Source organism: Chitinophaga sp., assembly GCF_019236475.1.
In the GTDB taxonomy this organism is placed as follows: domain Bacteria; phylum Bacteroidota; class Bacteroidia; order Chitinophagales; family Chitinophagaceae; genus Chitinophaga.
Genome location: NZ_JAFAIX010000013.1, coordinates 275,836 through 296,271 on the forward strand (window position 1 = coordinate 275,836; position 20,436 = coordinate 296,271).

The 20,436-nt window shown below is 43.1% G+C and carries 13 protein-coding genes; 6 read left to right on the forward strand and 7 right to left on the reverse strand.

Annotation, left to right across the window (positions count from 1 at the left end):
• Nucleotides 1-147: 147 nt before the first annotated feature.
• The gene (locus JO154_RS23150) at nt 148-1,812 is read right to left on the reverse strand and encodes a hypothetical protein (protein WP_291950360.1); all 1,665 of its coding nucleotides are present in this window, start codon (nt 1,810-1,812) and stop codon (nt 148-150) included.
• Between the two features lie 256 nt (nt 1,813-2,068).
• On the opposite strand from JO154_RS23150, the gene JO154_RS23155 reads away from it, so the two are divergent.
• The 6 genes from JO154_RS23155 to JO154_RS23180 all read left to right on the forward strand — a co-directional run bounded on the left by JO154_RS23155 (nt 2,069) and on the right by JO154_RS23180 (nt 11,120).
• Nucleotides 2,069-2,719: an RNA polymerase sigma factor gene (locus JO154_RS23155; protein WP_291950362.1), complete on the forward strand. Its 651-nt coding sequence runs from the start codon at nt 2,069-2,071 to the stop codon at nt 2,717-2,719.
• 96 nt (nt 2,720-2,815) lie between these two features.
• Nucleotides 2,816-4,042 (forward strand): FecR family protein, encoded by a 1,227-nt coding sequence (locus JO154_RS23160; RefSeq protein ID WP_291950365.1) that lies wholly within the window; start codon nt 2,816-2,818, stop codon nt 4,040-4,042.
• Between the two features lie 95 nt (nt 4,043-4,137).
• The gene (locus tag JO154_RS23165) at nt 4,138-7,638 is read left to right on the forward strand and encodes a SusC/RagA family TonB-linked outer membrane protein (protein ID WP_291950368.1); all 3,501 of its coding nucleotides are present in this window, start codon (nt 4,138-4,140) and stop codon (nt 7,636-7,638) included.
• Between the two features lie 26 nt (nt 7,639-7,664).
• Nucleotides 7,665-9,242 carry a SusD/RagB family nutrient-binding outer membrane lipoprotein gene (locus JO154_RS23170; RefSeq protein WP_291950371.1) on the forward strand — a complete coding sequence of 526 codons (1,578 nt, stop codon included), beginning with the start codon at nt 7,665-7,667 and terminating at the stop codon, nt 9,240-9,242.
• Nucleotides 9,243-9,273: 31 nt separating this feature from the next.
• Nucleotides 9,274-10,311, forward strand: coding sequence for a DUF1735 domain-containing protein (locus JO154_RS23175; RefSeq protein WP_291950374.1), 1,038 nt, complete (start codon nt 9,274-9,276; stop codon nt 10,309-10,311).
• A gap of 29 nt (nt 10,312-10,340) precedes the next feature.
• On the forward strand, nt 10,341-11,120 hold the full coding sequence (locus JO154_RS23180; RefSeq protein WP_291950378.1) for a hypothetical protein: 780 nt from the start codon (nt 10,341-10,343) through the stop codon (nt 11,118-11,120).
• A gap of 103 nt (nt 11,121-11,223) precedes the next feature.
• On the opposite strand, the gene JO154_RS23185 is transcribed toward JO154_RS23180, so the two are convergent.
• From JO154_RS23185 to JO154_RS23210, 6 genes are all read right to left on the reverse strand, one after another.
• Entirely contained in the window at nt 11,224-12,675 is a 1,452-nt protein-coding gene (locus JO154_RS23185) for a VCBS repeat-containing protein (RefSeq protein WP_291950381.1), read from the reverse strand.
• Nucleotides 12,676-12,790: 115 nt separating this feature from the next.
• Nucleotides 12,791-14,293 (reverse strand): RagB/SusD family nutrient uptake outer membrane protein, encoded by a 1,503-nt coding sequence (locus tag JO154_RS23190; protein ID WP_291950384.1) that lies wholly within the window; start codon nt 14,291-14,293, stop codon nt 12,791-12,793.
• Nucleotides 14,294-14,311: 18 nt separating this feature from the next.
• The gene (locus JO154_RS23195; RefSeq protein ID WP_291950386.1) at nt 14,312-17,725 is read right to left on the reverse strand and encodes a TonB-dependent receptor; all 3,414 of its coding nucleotides are present in this window, start codon (nt 17,723-17,725) and stop codon (nt 14,312-14,314) included.
• Nucleotides 17,726-18,019: 294 nt separating this feature from the next.
• Nucleotides 18,020-19,063 carry a FecR family protein gene (locus JO154_RS23200; protein WP_291950389.1) on the reverse strand — a complete coding sequence of 348 codons (1,044 nt, stop codon included), beginning with the start codon at nt 19,061-19,063 and terminating at the stop codon, nt 18,020-18,022.
• 81 nt (nt 19,064-19,144) lie between these two features.
• Entirely contained in the window at nt 19,145-19,813 is a 669-nt protein-coding gene (locus tag JO154_RS23205) for a sigma-70 family RNA polymerase sigma factor (RefSeq protein ID WP_291950392.1), read from the reverse strand.
• Nucleotides 19,814-19,966: 153 nt separating this feature from the next.
• Nucleotides 19,967-20,428: a hypothetical protein gene (locus tag JO154_RS23210; protein WP_291950395.1), complete on the reverse strand. Its 462-nt coding sequence runs from the start codon at nt 20,426-20,428 to the stop codon at nt 19,967-19,969.
• Nucleotides 20,429-20,436: the final 8 nt, after the last annotated feature.

Here is a 20,436-nt window from a genome sequence, read left to right on the forward strand (position 1 = left end):
ACGCCATTTTTTAATCCGCCAATTAATAAGGTCTTGCTCAATATAGATTAGAAGCAGTCTTTATATCTGCTTCTAATACTTATTCTAACGCCTTACGAATCAGACAATACAATTTTGCGGACGGTGTCCGCAAAATGTCAGAATATCCTACAAGATTCTCTTTTTAAGAAACGAGATCAACATATTTTCCTTGGAAAACCATCCCCCTTTTTGGATATTACACATCGCCTGTAATTCAATTTTGTCATAATTTTTTTCTAATATTTGTGCTAGTGCTTCCAGGCTTGCAGGCATTTCATGATCCTCCATATCGGAAAAGTCGTCATTTTTATGGAGAAGAGCTTTCAGGAAACCATACTTATCAACAAGTATCATTTTGTTTGCATACGCCACTACAATGTTATAAGGAGTAGTAGCATTTATATACTGAATCATTTTTTTATAATTCTGCTCATAGTCCATTAACCTGAAAGGAAATATTACAGCGTTCCGATAGATAGCAGGCATTTGCCTTGCTTTTGTCAATATTTTGGTTCGCCATTTCTTCCTTTCTTCCTCTATTTCCATTTGTCCACAGATAAATAAATAATCATCGAAATTAAAGGTGAGTGGAAAAAGCTCCTGTAAAACCCCTGCCAGCTTCTTGTCATTCTTCTCAATAGTATATATTTCCTTCAGGAATTGTAGGTAAGGTTCATTGTATTCCTCCCGAACGTTCGCCGCTATCTGTTCCTGGCAATATTTTTCCGCCAACTTAAGATGGTTGTAATCTATTAACTGCTCAATAAGTTCTTCGTTATAATCGTTATTAAAACGAATCGGTTTAAATACTTTATAATAGGTTTCAAATAAATCACTATCCTTTACCAGACCAAAGAGGGCTTTCGTATATATGTTGCCATGATACATCGCCTGCGGATTATTTGTAGTATATTGCTTCACCAGCTTGTTTATCATTATAATCTTTCTGGTTTGGCTGCTATTATTAAGCATATTCACGAGGAAAGACAAATAGTAGGTTCTGAGATCAAAATCCGCTCCTGTAATCCGGTCTGCGAAATAACTACAAGCCGTAAACCAGCTTTCGTCGTTTGATAATTGCTGTAATGAAACGAGCACTTTGAGCAACTGGCTTTCCACATACTTACTGAACCTGTTACTGGAAGTTATGATTGTTGCCTGCGTATCTTCTACTGCTGCTATTAATGCATCAACATTCAGAAATGCGGCTTCGTCTACTACCTGTGAGCAATATTCATTTACAATGGTATCATGGATCTCCGTCCATAGTTCAACGATCTTTTTCACTTCATTCACTTCTGCCTTACCCCTGTTTTTTATAACGGCTTTAACAGCATTCCGGGTAAACTCCTTTACATCTGCAGGACTATATTTTTTTTGTTGACTGGTAAACTGATGTATAAACGCCAGTTCAAGATCTTTGTTTTTTATCAGGACTTCCTTAATCCATAACTTTAGTTTAGCCGGGTCTATCTCCTCTATTAAAGTTTCAAGTTGATTATTTCTTTTGCTTCCTTTTACGGGTCGGCCTTCCGGTTTACTTAAATGCAACAGCAAGGCTGTCTTATGCTGACAGAACCCAACTTTGCTGTTGCAGTCACAGGAATGATTGACGATTACTTTTTTATTATCTATTGAGATAGCCACGTCAAAACTTTCATCATTTTCATCTACATAAGCCTGAAAGCTGTCTTTTTCAATCTCATCACATTCTCTGACAATATTTTTGCCGGCCTTTTTGATAAGTTCTTTATTTAGTACAGCCTTGAAGTTTTTGAGTGAAAGATCCATCCCTAATTATATTACCAAAATAAATAATACTATTTTTTAAAACCTAAATACCCATAAAATTACCCAATTGTACCCAATTCCCAATAAGTCTGGTAACTTAGATACTTAGGGTAACCGCATGAACGGTTGAATTTCCTCCAAGTAAGTAGCGAAAAAGTTTGACGTTGGGCATTTCTCCTTACATTGAGGTTATGGATCTATTTTAAACTTATAATTAAATTTCACTACTTTAGTACGACCACGTAATTGCCTAACAATGGAAGATACAAGACTTTTGCTCGCGATAGCGGAGGGAGATGAATCTGCCTTTGTAAAACTATTTGAAAAATATAGGGCGAAAGTATATTTCGCCGCCCAGAAGTTATTAAAATCGGACAGTACCAGCAAAGACGTACTACAGGAAGTATTTACGACCATTTGGCTCAATAGGGAATCCCTCCATGAGATAGATAACTTTAATGCCTATCTGCACACCATGGTGCGAAATAATATTTACAGCAAGCTAAGACGGAAGAAAACAGAAGTAAAAATTATCCATTCGATACAGGAAAATAGTGTGGATATTGATGACGGTACAGAAGAAGCCATTAAGTTACGGGACCTGCAAGCCACGCTATCCCTGGCCGCACGCTTATTGACACCCCAGCAAAAACATGTGTACCATTTAAGTAGAACAGCCGGATTTAGCCATGAAGAAATAGCGGCACAACTGAAGATCTCCAAGGAAACGGTCAAGAAACATATAATGGCCGCCAATAAAATTGTACAAACCTTTTTGCGTGACCAAAGCTTCCTGCTGGTAATTTTCCTTTGTGTCAGCGATTACAACCCCCATTTTCGCGACCACTCTCCTACCAACCATACACTTTCGAACGATTTCAGCATTGATTTCGAATACGTTAGCTAATACCCGCTTTTTTTCGAAAAAAAATATTTTTTCTACTACCCCTTTGCATAAATGCCGTGCGTCTAATAATATTGAAGGCACTTTTATACCGCGTTTATGCAGGATCGATTGCTAGTACTATTCCATAAATATGTAAATGATAACTGTTCCGAAGCAGAGCTATCGGAGTTATTCGAATTATTCTCCCTTAGCGGAAACGAAACAGTTGTAAAGGAACTAATAGCCCAAACTATTGAGGACATACACCAGCACCCAGCACAAATAGATACTTACTTAAGGACGACGGATGCAGAGAAGATATTAAGCGAAATTATTCCGCATACGTCCGATGTAGCGCATGTACCACCTAAGGTAGTACCGCTGAGATGGTGGCGCTGGGTGGCAGCAGCCGTCGTGATGACATGTGTCGGCCTAACTAGCTATTATTTCCTACACCCATCTCCCAACAAGTCATTGCGGGAAGTTGCCCAATCGAGTCGGCATACCAGCAGCAGTAGTAACAAAGCTACCCTCACGCTGAGCAATGGACAAACCATCTTGTTAGATAGCGTTCCCAATGGATTACTGGCCACGCAAGGACAAGGCCGAGTAGTAAAAACAAAAACGGGCGAAATCATTTATAGTGGGGCAGAAAAGAACAGCGATCAAATATTGTATAACAACATCAGCACTCCCCGTGGTGGCCAATATTTCCTGCAACTTTCAGATGGCAGCAAAGTTTGGCTGAACGCTGCTTCCTCCATTAGATTCCCAGTTGTATTTCCTGCCGGAGAACGAAAAGTATTCATTACAGGAGAAGCATATTTTGAAGTGGCACACCTGGTCGGTAAACATGCACAACCCCTCCCTTTTACAGTGGAAACAGATCATCCAGCAGTTCAAAATCCTGGCTATAAAGTGGAAGTATTAGGCACCAAATTCAATATTAACGCCTACTCGAATGAACCTGTTGTAAGTACCACTTTATTAGAAGGGAAAGTAAAAGTACATGCATATAACTCCATGCAATCCCAGGTATTATTACCCAACCAGCAGGTAAACATCACCCCGAAAGGTGAAATGAACCTTACCCAACCGGCAGATGTGAATGCCGTCATCGCTTGGAAAAACGGATATACCCAATTCTCCGCAGTTCCCCTTTCTGCTGTGATGCGACAAGTAGAAAGATGGTACGACGTGAATGTTCAGTTTGAAGGTCATGTGGCAGACATAAAATTCACTGGTAAATTAAAACGCAACGAAAATCTATCTGAATTCTTAAAAATATTAGACCTAAATAATATCAAGTATGAGGTAAACAACTCCACGATTATTATCAAATAAAAGATCAATCAATAAGGGTATCCATTGAATTTACAAAAGCGCTTTTGAATTTAAGAGAGACCAACGTCTATTGCTCATTTCTCAACCAAAAAAATATGATTTTCTTAAAAAATGTATTTGAGAGAATACAAGGATTTCCACGCCCTAACCTAAAGCTACACAAGGTGAAAACGATCTTCGTTTTTCTGTTGGTCGTTAGTGTTCAACTAAGCGCCAAATCGTATTCACAGAATGTTACGCTGAAGGGTGAAAAATTGAATATTTCACAAATTTTTTCGGCCATTGAACACCAAACCGACTACGTTTTCTTTTATAAAGATGATGCACTGCGACTCACTACACCCGTTTCAGTAAATCTGAATAATGTTCCGGTTTCCGATGCGCTGGCCAGTTGTTTAAAAGGACAACCAATCACCTATTCTATTGTTGGTCATAACATCATTGTATTAAAGTCAGACGCGCATACACGCGCTGCTGCTGTCCCTCAACAATCCCCTATGTTAATTAAGGGTATTGTAACGGACGAAAAAGGCACGCCATTAACAGGTGTAACGATCAGGATCAAAGGTACTTCTCTCGGTACCAGTACCGATGCGAATGGTCGTTTTCAACTTTCTGTTCCGGCCAATAGCACTAAAATACTGGTGTTTACCTATATTGGAACAGAGGTCCAAGAAGTGCAGGTGACAAACGAAGACCCGCTTGTTATCCACTTAAAACAAAAGACCACCTTTCAGCAAGAAGTGGTGGTTACTGCCTATGGCATCAAACGTCAGCCGAAAGAACTAGGATATGCCGCTACCACTATCAGCGGTAAAGAATTAAACCAGGCAGAAAACATCAATGCCACTGCTGGGTTGATTGGTAAAGTATCCGGCCTTTCTATTCAAACACAAGACAATAACCTCGATCCTTCTTATAAAATCAACCTACGTGGGAATAGGTCTATTACCGGGAATAATGCGGCTATTATTGTGTTGGATGGCGCCATTGTACAACCTTATATTTTGAACAATATCAATCCTAATGATATTGAAAGTGTAAACGTACTCAAAGGTAGTGCTGCGGCCTCCTTGTATGGCTCTATGGGTAGTAATGGCGCATTGGTCATTACCACAAAGAAAACACCTGTTGGCAAAACTGAGATAAATTTCAAAACCAGTATACAGTGGGAAAGTATTTCAAAACTGCCTAATCTGCAATACACTTACGGTGGCTGGGGAGGCGAATCGAAGTATGTAGATCCTGTTACCGGACAAACGATAAATGTTCCGTTTGAGAATCAACAATTCGGTCCTAAATACGATGGAAGTATAGTAGAAGTAGGCACTCCCAAGCGAATCTACTTTAATGATGGTACCTACAAAGATACGGTGATAAAAACCACTTACTCCCCGAAAAAAGGATCACGCACGGATTTTTTCCAGACAGGTATCACCAAACAATATGACTTATCAATCGGTACTGCTACACAGAATTCCTCAGTATATGTAGCCTTCCAACGGACAGACCGATCTGATATTATACCTGGAAATAAGCTAACAAAAAACTTCTTTAAACTGAATGGAAGTACTAAATACGACAAATTGAGTCTTGATTATGCATTAGGATACACCAATACCAATACAGATCAGATATGGAGCAGAGGAAGTTTGTACAACCAAATCCTGAATTCGCCGGCACATGTGGATTTAAACTGGTTTAAAGATGGTTTCTTTTCTTCTCCAGACAACTACTACAATGCTTGGAATGATAATCCCTGGTGGAACCTGCGTAACTTCAGAAGTAAAGGATACGATAATAAATTTGTGGGAAATGTGGCAGCCAGATACGCCATCACTGATAATATAGAAGCCAGTTATCGATTTGGTTATACTTATAGTTCCTACAACTATAAAAACACGGGTAATGGCTGGAAATATTCTGACTACGAGCAAGGAAATCCTTACAATATTCCAGGTGGTACCCAAGCATCCAACAATAAGGTGTTGTTACCTACCGCAAATGGTGGATCTAGCTTTGAGTCACGTATCACAGGTGATTTGTTATTAACTTTTAAAAAGCAGTTGTCACAAAATATTAACTCCAAACTCCTATTAGGACATTCCATTGTTCAGGATAAATACAATTCAGAGAATTTTAATGCCAACACGCTTGCCTTTAATGACTTTTATAATATCTCCAGTTATATTGGCCAGCAAACAGCCGGAGAAAGTAAGGCTGAACGCAATCAGCAGGCAGCATTTGCTGACTTATCATTTGGCATAAATAAGTATTTGTTTTTACACGGTAGTTATCGGTTTGACTGGACTTCTATCCTGGCTGCCTCTCATAGAAGATTTTCCTATGGATCAGCAGATGCAGCATTTATCCTTTCAGATGCATTACCCACATTATTTAATAATGATGTGATAAATTTTGGTAAGGTGAGACTCGCATACAGCCAAACGGGTCAGGTAAACCTAAGCACCGTTAGTACTTATGGCTCTTACTTAACTACGCCTTCATTCAATGTTGCTTATGGTTATCCGTATAATAACAGCGTAGGTTATAGTAAAAATGCACTGGCCCCTAATCCTAACCTGCGAGATGAACGTACCACAGAAATAGAAGGAGGACTTGAAGTAAGCCTGCTGAAAAACAGGATTAACTTAACTGGAACCGTTTTCAAGCAACGAACTAAAAATCAGACGATTCCTACGCAAGTATCTCCTGCAACAGGATTTTCTTCTATGTTGGTGAATGGTGGAGAAACTTCCAATTTCGGCGTAGAATCAGATATTAAAGTTACACTGATTGACAACAGGTCTAACGGCCTCAGATGGGATATCGGCGGCAACTTCACGTATATCGAGAATAAAGTAATTTCATTACCCAATAACGGCGCCGATTTATCGATGACCAACGATGCATATGCAGTAGTTGGCTATGCTTTCCCTGCATTAAAAGTAACAGATTTCTCCAGAGACCCAGCCACTGGCAAAGTCATTGTGGACAATAACGGTTATCCTACCCGTGCAGCGGCTTATAAATTCATGGGGTCTATTTTCCAACCCTATCGCTTGGGCCTGAACACTTCTATTTCCTTCAAAAATTTCGCCCTTTCCATTGTAGCGGATTACAGAGGTGGTGGTGTATTGTTTAACCAGATCGGCCAAACCTTAGACTGGACAGGTGCCTCAGAGCACTCCACTTATGGTAATCGCCAGCGATTTGTATTTCCTAATTCTGTTTATGATGATGGTAGTGGGCATTATGTACCTAATACCTCCCGACAAATTGCCAATGTGTACCAATTCTGGCAGGCGTATAGCTCCATGGGTACACCATATGTTACCAGCAATGCTTTCTGGAAACTCAGAGAAGTAGTATTGTCCTATACTTTCCCTGCATCTTTATTCAAAGGAGTTAAAACCATCAAAGGCGCTACTGTAGCCGTTACTGGCAGAAACCTGTTGATGTGGAGGCCATCAGAAAACATCTGGACCGATCCTGAATTCAATCTTGGCGGCAACTATAATGCAGATGGTACTACCAATACTTCACAAACACCGCCAACAAGATTCATCGGTGGAAATATCAGCGTCAGGTTTTAATTTTTTCAAAAGGAAACTTTTACAAAATGAAAGTACTCACTAAATATTTATTCGTGTTGTTGTTGATAGCAGGGATATCGTCTTGCTCAAAAACATACTTTGATATAAATGAAAATAATCCCAATAATCCCAACAATGTAGATGTTGCGCTGGTATTATCGCCACAATTAAGGGACATTGCCTACTTACAAAATATGGGTTCAAATGATATGTCGTACTGGATGGGATATTGGACTACTGGCGGCGGTTCCTTTGTGAACTCTTATGTGTTCAATTATACCTTCGACAACAAGTGGTTTCAAGGGATGTGGACCGGCTACTACGGCAACCTGGGTAATTTGCAATACATAGACCAACATGCTCAGGGGAATAACTTTTACAGAGGTATCGTGAAAACGATGAATGTCATTTGTTATCATAACCTGATTGATCTCTTTGGCAATGTTCCCTATACACAGGCGCTACAAATCGATAAATATCCGACGCCGATTTATGACGATGCAGCCACTATTTACAATGATTTATATCAGCAATTGGATAGCGCTAGAGACCTGATTAAAAACTGGACAGGAAACGTACCGAAAGGGGATATTATGTATAATGGGAATAAGTCTAACTGGATTAAATTCATCAATACGCTCCAGTTAAGACTTATACTACGCGTGAGCCAGGTAGCTAACAAACCGCCCTATTATGCCACTGCCCTGCAACACTTGCTGAGTAGCGCCGCTGTGGATGGATATATCTCCAGTACGCAAACAGAAGGGAATGTAAACCCAGGATATTTTAACCAAAGTGGCAAAGGCAATCCATTCGTAGAAAGATTTTGGAATATCAGTCAAAATCAGCAGACATCCAACTATAACTCGTTCCGTGCAAATGCCGCGGCTGTTAACTTCTACTGGGATGGATTCAATGGCTATGGCGATTGGCGCTTGTACAGGATGTACGCACCATATGATAATAATCCAAACCACTTCAAAGGGGCTTATTTTGGGGTACCTACTGCCAATAATGATACCTTGTCTGGCTTTGCTTGGGGAGATAATGTGAATGGCAGCTTCTCCGGAACGAATGGCTATGGCATTATTAAGAATGTTAATCAGCCTATTCCAATGCTTACCTCCTTCGAGAGTTATTTCCTGCAAGCCGAAGCAGCCTACAGAAATCTCATTCCCGGCGACTATAAAGAGTTATACAAAAACGGTGTTCGCGCCAACTTTACCTACTTGTACAAAGGCTCACTGCCAGATCCTTCTGGTAACATTTTCTATCAACCTAGCGATGCTATTGCAGACGCAAATGGTTATATGGCACAAACGACAGGAAAGGTCAACAACTTCAATATTGACTTAACCACTGACCCATTACAAACTATCTTATCCCAAAAATGGATTGCCATGAATGGGGTCAATCCATTTGAACCTTACGCCGATTTCCGCCGGACAGGATGGCCCACTTACATCTATGGATCTAAATATCCAGGAGCGCCGGCTTTACCTAAAAGAGTATTTTATCCAAGTATAGAATATGCCACCAATGGGGCTAATGTTAAGGCTCAAGGAGAAGATTTACTTACTAAAAAAATATTCTGGGGCAGATAATTTTTTAATAGTCCTTACAAAATATTGAAAGATGAAAAAGCATATTCAACTAATCTATATAAGTCTTCTGACAATAACTATGCAGTCGTGCATGAAAGATAAATTTGGCATATCGTTGTCAGATGTTCCTGCGACCAGCATCGTAGAATTGGCGCCATTAGATAATGCGGCTACCATATCGGTAGATAGTAGGATGAAAACGATCAATCGCATGCCTTCTTCCCTGAGTGCCACAGATACTATTACCATTCCAGTTTACATCGCCAATACCGCTGGCACCTTTGACAAGGATGTAACGGTGACGCTAGCGCGAGACACTGCTGCTATTACCAAATACAATATTGCTAAAGGCACGAATTGGAGCTTTTTCCCGGAGAGTACCATCGTTAGTGAGAACTTAAAAGTAACGATACCTGCGGGTAAAAATGTGGGTTACTTTAAATTGGTAGTGAATACGCTGAATGTAAAATCGGACGACAAATACATGATCGCCTACAACATCGCGCAAGTGCCGAAACCACTATCCATCAGCTCCGACAGGTTTTATGTGTATTACAAAATGGTGGTTAAAAACAAATACGACGGTTATTATTCCTTACGTTCCGGCGGTATGACTGACTATCAATTCCCAGAGAATACTTTTATTGGCAGTACTACTGTTGACTTAGTGACGGTAGATGATTCTACCTGCATTATGAGAGACTCCTACGTGTTTCATAATGGCTATACCGATCCGTATGGCAAGCCGCTAAACGCACATATATTTTGGAGTACAGCCAGCAATAGTTGGAACTGGTATGGATATTTTTGCCCGGTATTGCATTTCAATCCAAATGGCAATGGTCAGATCATACGTGTCACTAATTACTTCGGACAGCCAGAGGCCATAAGGGGCCGCTCAGCGGCATTGAGTCCGGATGCTACACAAGCTGCCAATTCTGCCTGGGACCCCACCACACGGAATGTAAAGGTATATTTCTTAATGTATGATGGTACCTATCAAGGCGGATGGAAGGGCTCCAAAGTATGGTTTTATGATAACCTGACTTTTATTAGTGACAGACCCTAAACTATATTTTAACTAGGAACACGAAATTTATGCAACACAGATATATCATCATCGCAGCATTGTTACTTTGCTTTAGCTGCAGTAAACCCAATAAGCAGCAGGAGCTGTTCTTCGACAACAACCTGACCAGCATCAAACCGGCTGATAATATTTGGTTTAATAAAAAGGTAGATTTTTCAAGAAGCAAAAACATCACGGTATTCGTAGATAACAAGCTTTCAGGGGCCGATGGGAATGTTATTGCAAAAGCCATCACCGCCGCGCTTCCAGTGGCCCAAAAGTATCTAAGTCAGGTGTCTCCCAATATCAATATTACCAGTATCACCTATGGCGATGTGCTTCCAACGTTGGGCACTACCTATGATGTGGTGATCAGAGGAGATAATAGTGGAACGAATGCCGCACCGGCATGGGCACATATTCCTGATGGTAGCGGTAAGGTCGGTGATTTGATTTCCATCAATCTTGATTTAAACCAAACGGGGTTAAAGTGGGCGCATGTGTATTATACCAGACTAATTGTTCATGAATTTCTGCATACCCTTGGTTATGGGCATACTGGCGCGGTATCTGGAGGCGACTATGACAACAACGTGATGGAGATGGCCATTCCTAATACACATAATACTCCACAAGATCCATCGTTGGCCATCATGTCGAGCTATAACGCCCTTTATTCGTTGACGGGATATGATGGGGCGCCAGCCGATTTTGATGCCGGCACTAATCCGTTTTATGTTTTTACAAAGGGGGATTTGGCGCAAATAAACTGGTACTATAGTCTTAAGCCGCCATATGATGTTTATTAAGAACTCCACATTATCGTAATTCAAAATCCAAACAATCAGCAAATCCCTGGATCATTTGATCTGGGGATTTCTGTTTTAGTTCCTGTGGGATTGATTGAGCGCATTAATGTTTGCTTTGGTTCAGTAGTAGTACTACCCCACTTCCTTGCTGCCACTCTTTCCTGTAACCTCCAGGCGCCATTACCATCATGGGAAAGCTACCCAAAACAATATCGCAATCGCCATCGCCATCAATATCGGCTGCATCCATCACCAGCCAGCGACCCAGGTTTCCAAGATGATTGGTCAGCATAGAGAATTTTCCATTGTTGTTGAGATACAGGCGGAATTCGTCCTGAAATTCCGCGTTGGTATTGGGGAAATACGCAATACTTGCTAGGTCGATGTCTCCATCCCCATCAAAATCGCGGGCCAATACTTTGTATGCACCGTTCTGAGGTAGGAAGGTGCGCAGTGAAAAGGATTGTCCACCATCATTATGATAGATGTAAATGCCATGATAGGGTTTTAAAACCGGGGAATAGTCCGCATTATCACCACAGGTATAAATAATATCTGGACGACCATCCCCATCCATATCCGCGATATCAAAACTGGTGGAGCCGTATACTGGTGGGAAACGCAAAAGTACATGTGGCTCCCATGTCAAATGGCCTTTGTTTTCGAACCACAATAATTGTTCATTGCCCTGACCGAAGAGCGCCAGAATATCCGGGCGACCATCTCCATTCATATCCGTAACGGCCATATGTATGGCACCAGGTACATTGTACAACACCTTCTCCGTATATCCATTTCCGTTATTTTTCCATACACTCAACTTTCCCTCATCTACGCCGAATTCGCAGGTAATCATCTCCGGCTGTTGATCTCCATCTACATCACAGGATAAGGTTTGTACTGGCCTATATAAATGATTTAGTAGCAACTGTCCTTTCTGTCCGGTATACAACCCGCGGCGGGATACTGATCCTAGTTTTTCTGGCGTAAGATTCAGCGAGGGACCGATGCTGGTTTCCAGCGCTTCCTCATTTTCCAGTTGTATATCTGTAATGGTTTCGTTCTCATTTTTATACACATTTGTGGCGATGCCCAACTGGTCGATATACCATATACAATGGTTGACCGCATCGGCAGCATATAGTTCGTGTTTTGGAGGATTGATACGTACACAGGAGATATTTGCGGGCTTTGCGGCAGGCAATTGCACTTGCTGGATGCGGAATAAGCTACCAATATTTGCGCCCACAGGTACAGCCGGAGAATCGGTTAGGCTGGCCGGGGCATGAGACAGATAATATCGTTTGATGCTCTTCCATTCTGCTTCACTGATTAAGGGCTGTGCAGGCACTTGCCTACGTTCCAATTCCGACAGTTGCTTACCTCCCAGCTCAGTAGTAATACCCAAACGCTTGGCCATCTGTGGCAGCACATGTTGCTCCCAGATACCAGCCGGCAATAAGGATGGCTTAGGGAAAAGATGGCAACTGCCACAGGTCCGCTGAGCTATCTGTTCTCCATTGTCATTGTCACACCCCGTTACATAAAGTGCCATTAGAAGCAGCATTAGATAGCGTCTCCCTTTCATATATCCTTCCACGTTATAATATCGTATTAAAAGAAGATGACGGGCTGGAGATTTGATCCCCGATGCCCGTCATCAACCGTTGTTAGTATCCTTGGTTCTGTTTGATCAAACCACCGCTTTCATCAATAGCCTGGCGGGGGATCGGGTAGAATATTTTGTTTGTATCGGCGAAAGGAGAGCCACTTTCTCGGGCACGCTCTACAAAGAGGCCCCAACGGATAAGGTCATCGCGGCGAGAGCCCTCTGTCCATAGTTCAAACAGGCGTTCGTCCTGGATCTTGCTACGGAGCTGCGATTGAGAGAGGGAGCCGTAGGCATAGCCAGTGAGCCCTGCACGTACACGTACCCGGTTCACTAGATCAATGGCTTGATTGGAAGGTCCACCTTGTTCATTGAGTGCTTCTGCCAGCAGCAGCAATACATCTGCATATCTCCATACCACCATATCTACCCCCTGTGATTCGCCGCTGGCGGCAGGGTCAGGACCGTATTTAACAGGCAATGCACCTGGTAAACCGGCAGCCTTGGCATCCTTGTATTTAAGGGCGCCGCTGGCATCGCGGCCAACAGGATAATTCCTCAGTAACACTGTGAGCCTGTTATCAGTTGGATCAAATTTATCGTACGTTTTCCATGGCATCTTATATCCACCCCATGCAGTGAGCGCCTGTCCGGCAGGATCGTAGTAGTCGCCCTGCAATACGTGCGCCAACCACATATTAGTCTGGTCTGCATCGTTACGGCAAGAGATAGCGAAAATGATCTCTTTACAGGTTTTATTCGTGATCTTGAAAATATCTGCGTAGTTGGCCTGCAATTCATACACGTGCTGGCCGTCTCCCAATGTCAGCAGTTGTTGGCCGATAGTAACGGCATCGGACCAACGTTTTTTCTGCATGTATAATTTCATCAGGCCAGTGAGCGCAGCGCCTTGCGTAAAGCGACCATAGTCGGACGAGCTATAGGCAGTAGGTAATGCCGCCGCCGCATCTTTGTAATCCTTTTCAATCTGGCTGGTCATCCAATCATCAGTTGGGCGTGCCACAGATGGCGCCAGTGGGTCTTGTGCAACTTTAGGGTCTACTACAATTGGTACAGGACCATAGTAGCTGTACAGGATAGCGGAGAAATGAGCGCGTAGTGCCTTCGCTTCCGCGATATACCTAGCTTTGAGTGTAGCATCCATGGTCACGCTGTTGGCCTTGTCCATGAAGATGGTGCATTCTGACACTTTTCGGATCAAGGTGGTATAGTGACCGGTGATCTCTCCGAAATTCTCTGCGAAATTCAGGTCGTTCATTTTCTTCCAGCCATCCCATCCCCATGAGCACACGAGTTCGTCCGTGGTCATGCTGTTTTGTACATGCCAGGAGCCGTTACCACTGCCCCATCCGGCATATCCGCCTGTCATCAGGCCATTGTATACAGAAGTGAGGGCAGCCTTCACATCATTACCATCTTTAAAGAAGGTGGAGGGTGTGAACTGGTCATAGACATCCGGCTTCAGGTCTTTTTCACAGGAAGTGAAAGTGGTAAATCCCAACAGTGCCAGGCTACCATATATAATTGATGATTTGAAGTTCATTGTTTTGCATTTTTGATATTAGAAAGAAACATTCACCCCGAGTATCCATGAACGTTGCATTGGGTATGCAGCAAAGCTCTCCAGTTCTGGATCGATACCGCTATATGGAGTGATCACGAACAGGTTCTGTGCATCCAGATAGAAACGTACGGAGGAAATGAGATGCTGTTTTTTCAGCGTGCTGGCAGGCATTCTATACCCCAATGTAATGTTGCGGCAGCGCAGGAACCATGCATTCTCGCGGAAATAGTTATCGGTATAGGAACCATAAGGATTGTTCAATCCACTAGGGCGACTGCTTTGCTGGTTGTAAGATGACCATCTGTCTTTTACGATGCTCAGTGCATTCCATCCGAACTGCGCGAGGGTAGACTCCAGGCTATAGGCAGTGGCGAGGTCGGAGTTATATTTGGTGCGTTGCAACTGGCCATAGAAGAATACGCTCAGGTCAAATTGTTTATAGGCGAAGCTATTGTTGAAACCAATGGTATAACCAGGATCAGTGGTACCGAAATATCGTTGATCTGCGGTATTCAGTTTGCCATCAGGCTTTCCGGTGAGGTTACCATTATCGTCATAACCGTTTATGTCTTTCACTTTGATCATACCTGGTTGCAGACCAGTGAGGTAGCCAGGTACTTTTTCACCTGATTGCAGGATACCATCTGTTTCATAACCATAGACAGCACGGATAGGATCGTGCAGACCTACGTATTTAGGCAGTGTTTTTACTACTAATGGATCGCGTTCTTTCCAGGTATCGCGGTAGCGAGCGATGTTGAAATCGGTATTCCAGGAAAAATCGTTCGTACTGATGTTGGTGGTACGCAGTGTGAACTCAAAGCCACGGCTCTGGGTTTTACCGATATTCGCCGCCATAGAGCTAACGACAAAATAGCTAGGTAATGGGCGTGAACTGAGCAGATTGCTGATCACTTTATTGAAATATTCAAAAGTACCGCTGACACGATCTCTGAACAGGGCGAAGTCGAGGCCAAGGTTTACCTCTCTGGCGGTTTCCCAGGTGAGATTAGGGTTGGCTACTTGGCTCAGGTATACGCCTGTGTTTTGGGTACTACCGAAAACATAGCTTTTACCAGTGGAATAATATGAAAATGCGCTTCCACCGATATTACTATTACCAGTAGAACCGAAGCTGGCACGCAGTTTCAGGAAGGAGATCACATCACTGTGTTTCAGGAACTCTTCATTAGAGATTTTCCATGCGCCAGAAACAGATGGGAACCAGCCATATTTTTTATTCTCTGCGAACTTAGAAGAACCATCGCGGCGTAGAGAAGCGGTGAGCAAATATTTATCCTTGAAATCAAAAGTAGCGCGTGCGAAGTAAGACGCCCATCTTTCACGACCTTTGAAAGAACCTACGGTAGGTCTTGCAAATTCACCCATACCTAGGTTGTTATACACGAAATTATCCGTGATAAACTTCTGGTTGCCTGCATTTAAACCTTCCTGTTCCAGCACCTGGTAAGAGTAACCAGCTACCGCATTGAGGTGGCTGTAAGCGCCGATCTTCTTGTTATAGTTAAGCAGATATTCCACCAATCCTATAGTGGCAGAAGATTCCAGGATATTGGCCTGACCGCCAGTACGTGCACCGTACAGGAATGATTTAGGGAGATAGTTACTTCTTTTATTATTCGACTGATCGAAACTGAAATTTGCCTTGGCACTGAGGTCGCTGGTGATATCCCAGGTAGCGGAGGCAGATCCGAGCAGGCGGGAACCTACTGTTTGGTCCGTGATCTCCAGGAACGACAGCGGGTTTGGTGCATTGGAGTAATCCGGGTTGAGCGGATAGCTGCCATCGGGGTTACGCAAAGGCACGGTAGGTGGATGATAGAAGGCCGCCACGATGATACCTGAATTTTCATACAGGCCACTACCGATAGCAGGGTTATTACTGATAGAGCGGGTACCGTTTACATTTACAGACAGTTTGATTTTCTTACCCACCAGTTGATCCAGGTTTACGCGGCCGGTATACCTTTTATAACCGGATGTTTTGATCACCCCTTCCTGGTTGAGGTAATTACCGGAGATATAGTATTTCGTTTTGTCATTACCACCCGCAACGGAGAGATTATGCTGATCCATGAAGCCCGACTGTGTTACCGCATTGATAGCGCTTTGCGCAGGACTGGCCGTATCAATTTCTTGTTGGGTATAGCGAGGTACAAATGGCGTTACTGTAGATGGATCTGTAGAACCGTAAGGCGCGATTTTATTATTGAGTAACCAGCGTTCATGTAGGATGTTGTTACGTTCCGTCATGTAATCTTTCTTGTTCATGATATCGTAGAACTTAGCTGGTTCCTGGAAAGCGTGACTGAAGGTATAGTTCACACGTGCCGCGCCGTCCTTTCCTCTTTTCGTGGTGATAAGAATTACACCTGCGCCTGCACGCGCACCGTAGATAGCAGCGGAGCTGGCATCTTTCAGGACTTCGATAGATTCAATATCATCGGGGTTCAGGAAGTTCAGTGGCGAACGGTTGATACCACCGTAGCGGTTACCAGATCCTGGCTCGTCCGCTGCGCCATTAACAGGCACACCATCCACCACATACAATACTCCTGCAGAAGCAAAAGAAGCATTACCTCTGATTTGTACATTTACGCCTGCACCTGGCTGGCCGGTAGCCTGGGTTGTCATAAGGCCGGCGGCCCTGCCGCTTAACGCCTGATCAATGGATGTATTGGCCGACTTGGGAATATCTGTTGCTTTTACAGAAGAAATGGCGCCAGTAACATCTTTTCTTTTAACGCTACCGTAGCCGATTACCACTACTTCTTCGAGACCTTGTTGGGATACGGCCAGTGTGATGGCCATATTATGGTTGCCTGCCACCGCAGGTACTTCTTTCTTTTCATAACCCAACAGGGTGAGCACAAGGGTAGCATTGCCGTTCACCGTTAGCTGGAAATGTCCACTAGCATTGGTTACAGCACCTGTATTGGCGCCTTTCACCAATACCGTTACGCCGGGTAACGGCGTCCCATCTTCTCCTTTTACCGTACCAGCAATGGTTTTATCCTGCTGATCGAGATTACCGGCTAGCGGATTCAATAGGATGCTAGGCTTTTTCACCGACTCCGACCAAAGCACAATCTGTTTATTGACTACTTCATAGTGTACTGCAGTGCCTACCAGCAAGGTATTTAATACATCTGCCAAAGGCTGCTCTGTAGCTGAAATGCTAACTTCTCTTTTTACATCTATCAGTTCACCACTATAGATAAATTTGGCATCTACCAATTTTTCCAGCGTCAGTAATACCTGCTTCAACGACTTGTCCTGTACGTTGATACTAACCTTGTTGGTCAGCAGTGATTGGGATCTCACTTCACTGGCATAACTGATGCCAGTAAGGGTAAAAAGTAATAGTAATTGAATAACCGAAATACGCATAAGCTTTTTTCTCAGCTGATGGTGATTAATACAATAATTCCACATAATTTTGGTTGTTTACGGTTCTGTAATAGCAATAGAAGGCTTTACTGAAGTTTACATCAGTATAAGTTGGCGGAGCCGGAACGACTCAGGGGTTGGTAATGTGACAGCATTATCAATCCCTTTTTAATTTTTGTTTGTTACGTTATTTCATTAGCGCGTGGACATAACATTGTTATTGAATGATGAACGATTTAGTTTCGGTAATATGACCTGGTTGATGGTCTTTTATGCTTACATACGTTTAGCGACTCAGTTGTTTCCGCAGCCATTTCCGCTGATGACCAACTGACCGTTTGACTCCTGGTAACTCAATCCGAGTGCCTTGCAGATGAGGTCCAGTTTATCATAAAAAGCTTCCTGATTAAGGTTGGCTGTGATCGTACATGACTTTAAAATAGTTGGATCATAGATGAGATCAATAGCATAGACTTTCTTCAGTTTTTCAAAAATTGTGGTGACGGGTGTATCTGTGAAAATAAAATCTTCTTGGTGCCTTACAGCTACTTGAGTTAATGGGGATGATACCAACTTTTTAATAAGGTTCCCTTTAGCGGCTTCATAGCTGGCCTCTTGGTTGGCTGAGAGGATTAATTCCCGGTCCTGGTTCTTCTTTACGGCCACTTTTCCGTGCTGCACTATTATGAGTACACGCTTTGCTGTATTGGATGCTTCCACGGAGAAGGTGGTCCCTAATACCCGTGTTTCGATACCACCGGCATTCACGACGAAAGGTGCGGAGGACAGTGGCCGGACATCGAAGTTGGCTTTTCCTTCGAGATAAACGGTACGTGCATACGCACCAAAATTGGCAGTGTATCGAATGTTGGCGCCAGGTTCCAGTGTGATGGTACTACCATCTTTCATGGTTACCGGCATTGGGTGTGCGGTGACATTTTTTGTGGTAGCCAACACTTCATCCAGGTGGCCGGACTGCAAGGAAGTGGCTTTCTGCCGGTTGACCAGCATCCAGGCGGTAGTTCCCAGCAGGATGATACCTGCCACGGCAGCGGCCATACGCCATCCTCCCCAGATTCGCCGTTGATGCGTTTCCGGTAGTTGGCGAAGGATATGGTCCACTTTTGCACGTATCTCCTGCTCAGGTATGGATATTTCCTGCACGCGAACAGCCAGCAGCAGGCGTTTGGCCTCCTGCAATGCGGGTACCTGTTGCGGATGTGCGAGCATCCACTGTTCCCAATGTGCAGCGGCTACCGGGTTATTGCCCAGCACCCAATCTACAAAGGATTCATCGGCCCAGAAATCTTGGATGGAATGAAATGGATTTTCACTCATTGTTCACAAATAAAAACTGCTATTGCATTTACCTCTTAAATACAAAAGTTGTAGAAATCTCACCATGAAAAAGGAAAAATTTTAAAAATAATTTCCTTGGAGCAGAATGATGCACCCGGAAACGGCTCCAGACAGCAATTCCCATTGGTTGCGGAGGCGTTTGAGCGCCATCGATAGCAGGTTATAAGCGGCCTCTTTGGTCAGTTTCATGATGGCGGCCACCTGTTCATGTTCCAGGTTCTGGAAATAACGGAGGTAAATGATCTCCTGTTGGCGGTGGCTGAGTTGTTGGAGGCAGTTGTGGAGCTGTTGTTTACGTTCCCGTTCCCCATCGTCATCAATAATGAACGACTCCACCGATAATTCAGCGTTGAAGGGAGGCTGGTAATCCTGTATCCACAGGCCTAGGCGCTTTTGTTGTGTTTTATGGTTTTGTAGCTCCCGGAGCATTTTGTGACGCAGGCTTTTGAAGAAATAGCTTTTCACATGTACTTCCCGGCTCAGATTCGATCTTTTGGTCCATAGGGTGGTAGCCATCTCCTGGATACAGTCTTCCACAAAATCCTTATCGGGATGGATTTTCATGCCATATTGAAAAAGGGGAGCATAATATAGGGCAACGAGCTGACCAAAAGCTTCACTGTCACCGTCCAGGAATTTTTGCCAGCCAGATAACAGTTGCCCATTGTCGGCGTGATATGTTGACTCGTTACTGATGTTCAATAATTTATCTTCGGTACAAGTTAACAAAGATATCGGGAATATAAATTTTTACATGGGTTATCCTTTACCCATAAAATCACCTAAAGAAAAGCGGGTGCCCTTCTAAGGACACCCGCTTTCCTTTGTATCGGGGAGCTTAAGTGATTACTTTACCGGTATAGTTGTTCTTTAATTTTTTGCTTACGCATTATTCTTCTTCATGTCTTCAATGCGAAGACCTTGTTTACGAATATCTTCTTCTAATTGCTCAATGTATTTTTTTGATTTAGCAATTTTTTCTGTTTGCTTATGTACATCATTCGCATACTTGCTGGCATCTTTAGCAGAGCGGCTGGCCTTTTTGGACAGTTTTTCATCACCCACTTCTCCATTCGTCATTTCTGCAGAATGCTTCTTCGCAGTTCTCATGGCGTCATCTGCCTTCTTATTTAATTTCTCGGCATCATCCATCATTTTTTGCAGATCAATTGTTTCATAGGCGGCTTTCAATTTAAGCGCGTTTAATTTTGTCTCCTCTTTCAGGATCTCTTTTTCCTTTTTTAACGAATTGATATAGTCTTTATCTACTTTTTGCGCTACAGCTCCCATCGCCGTTAATACGATAATTGAAAATACGCTGACAGTCTTTAGAATTCTGTTCATAAATTTTG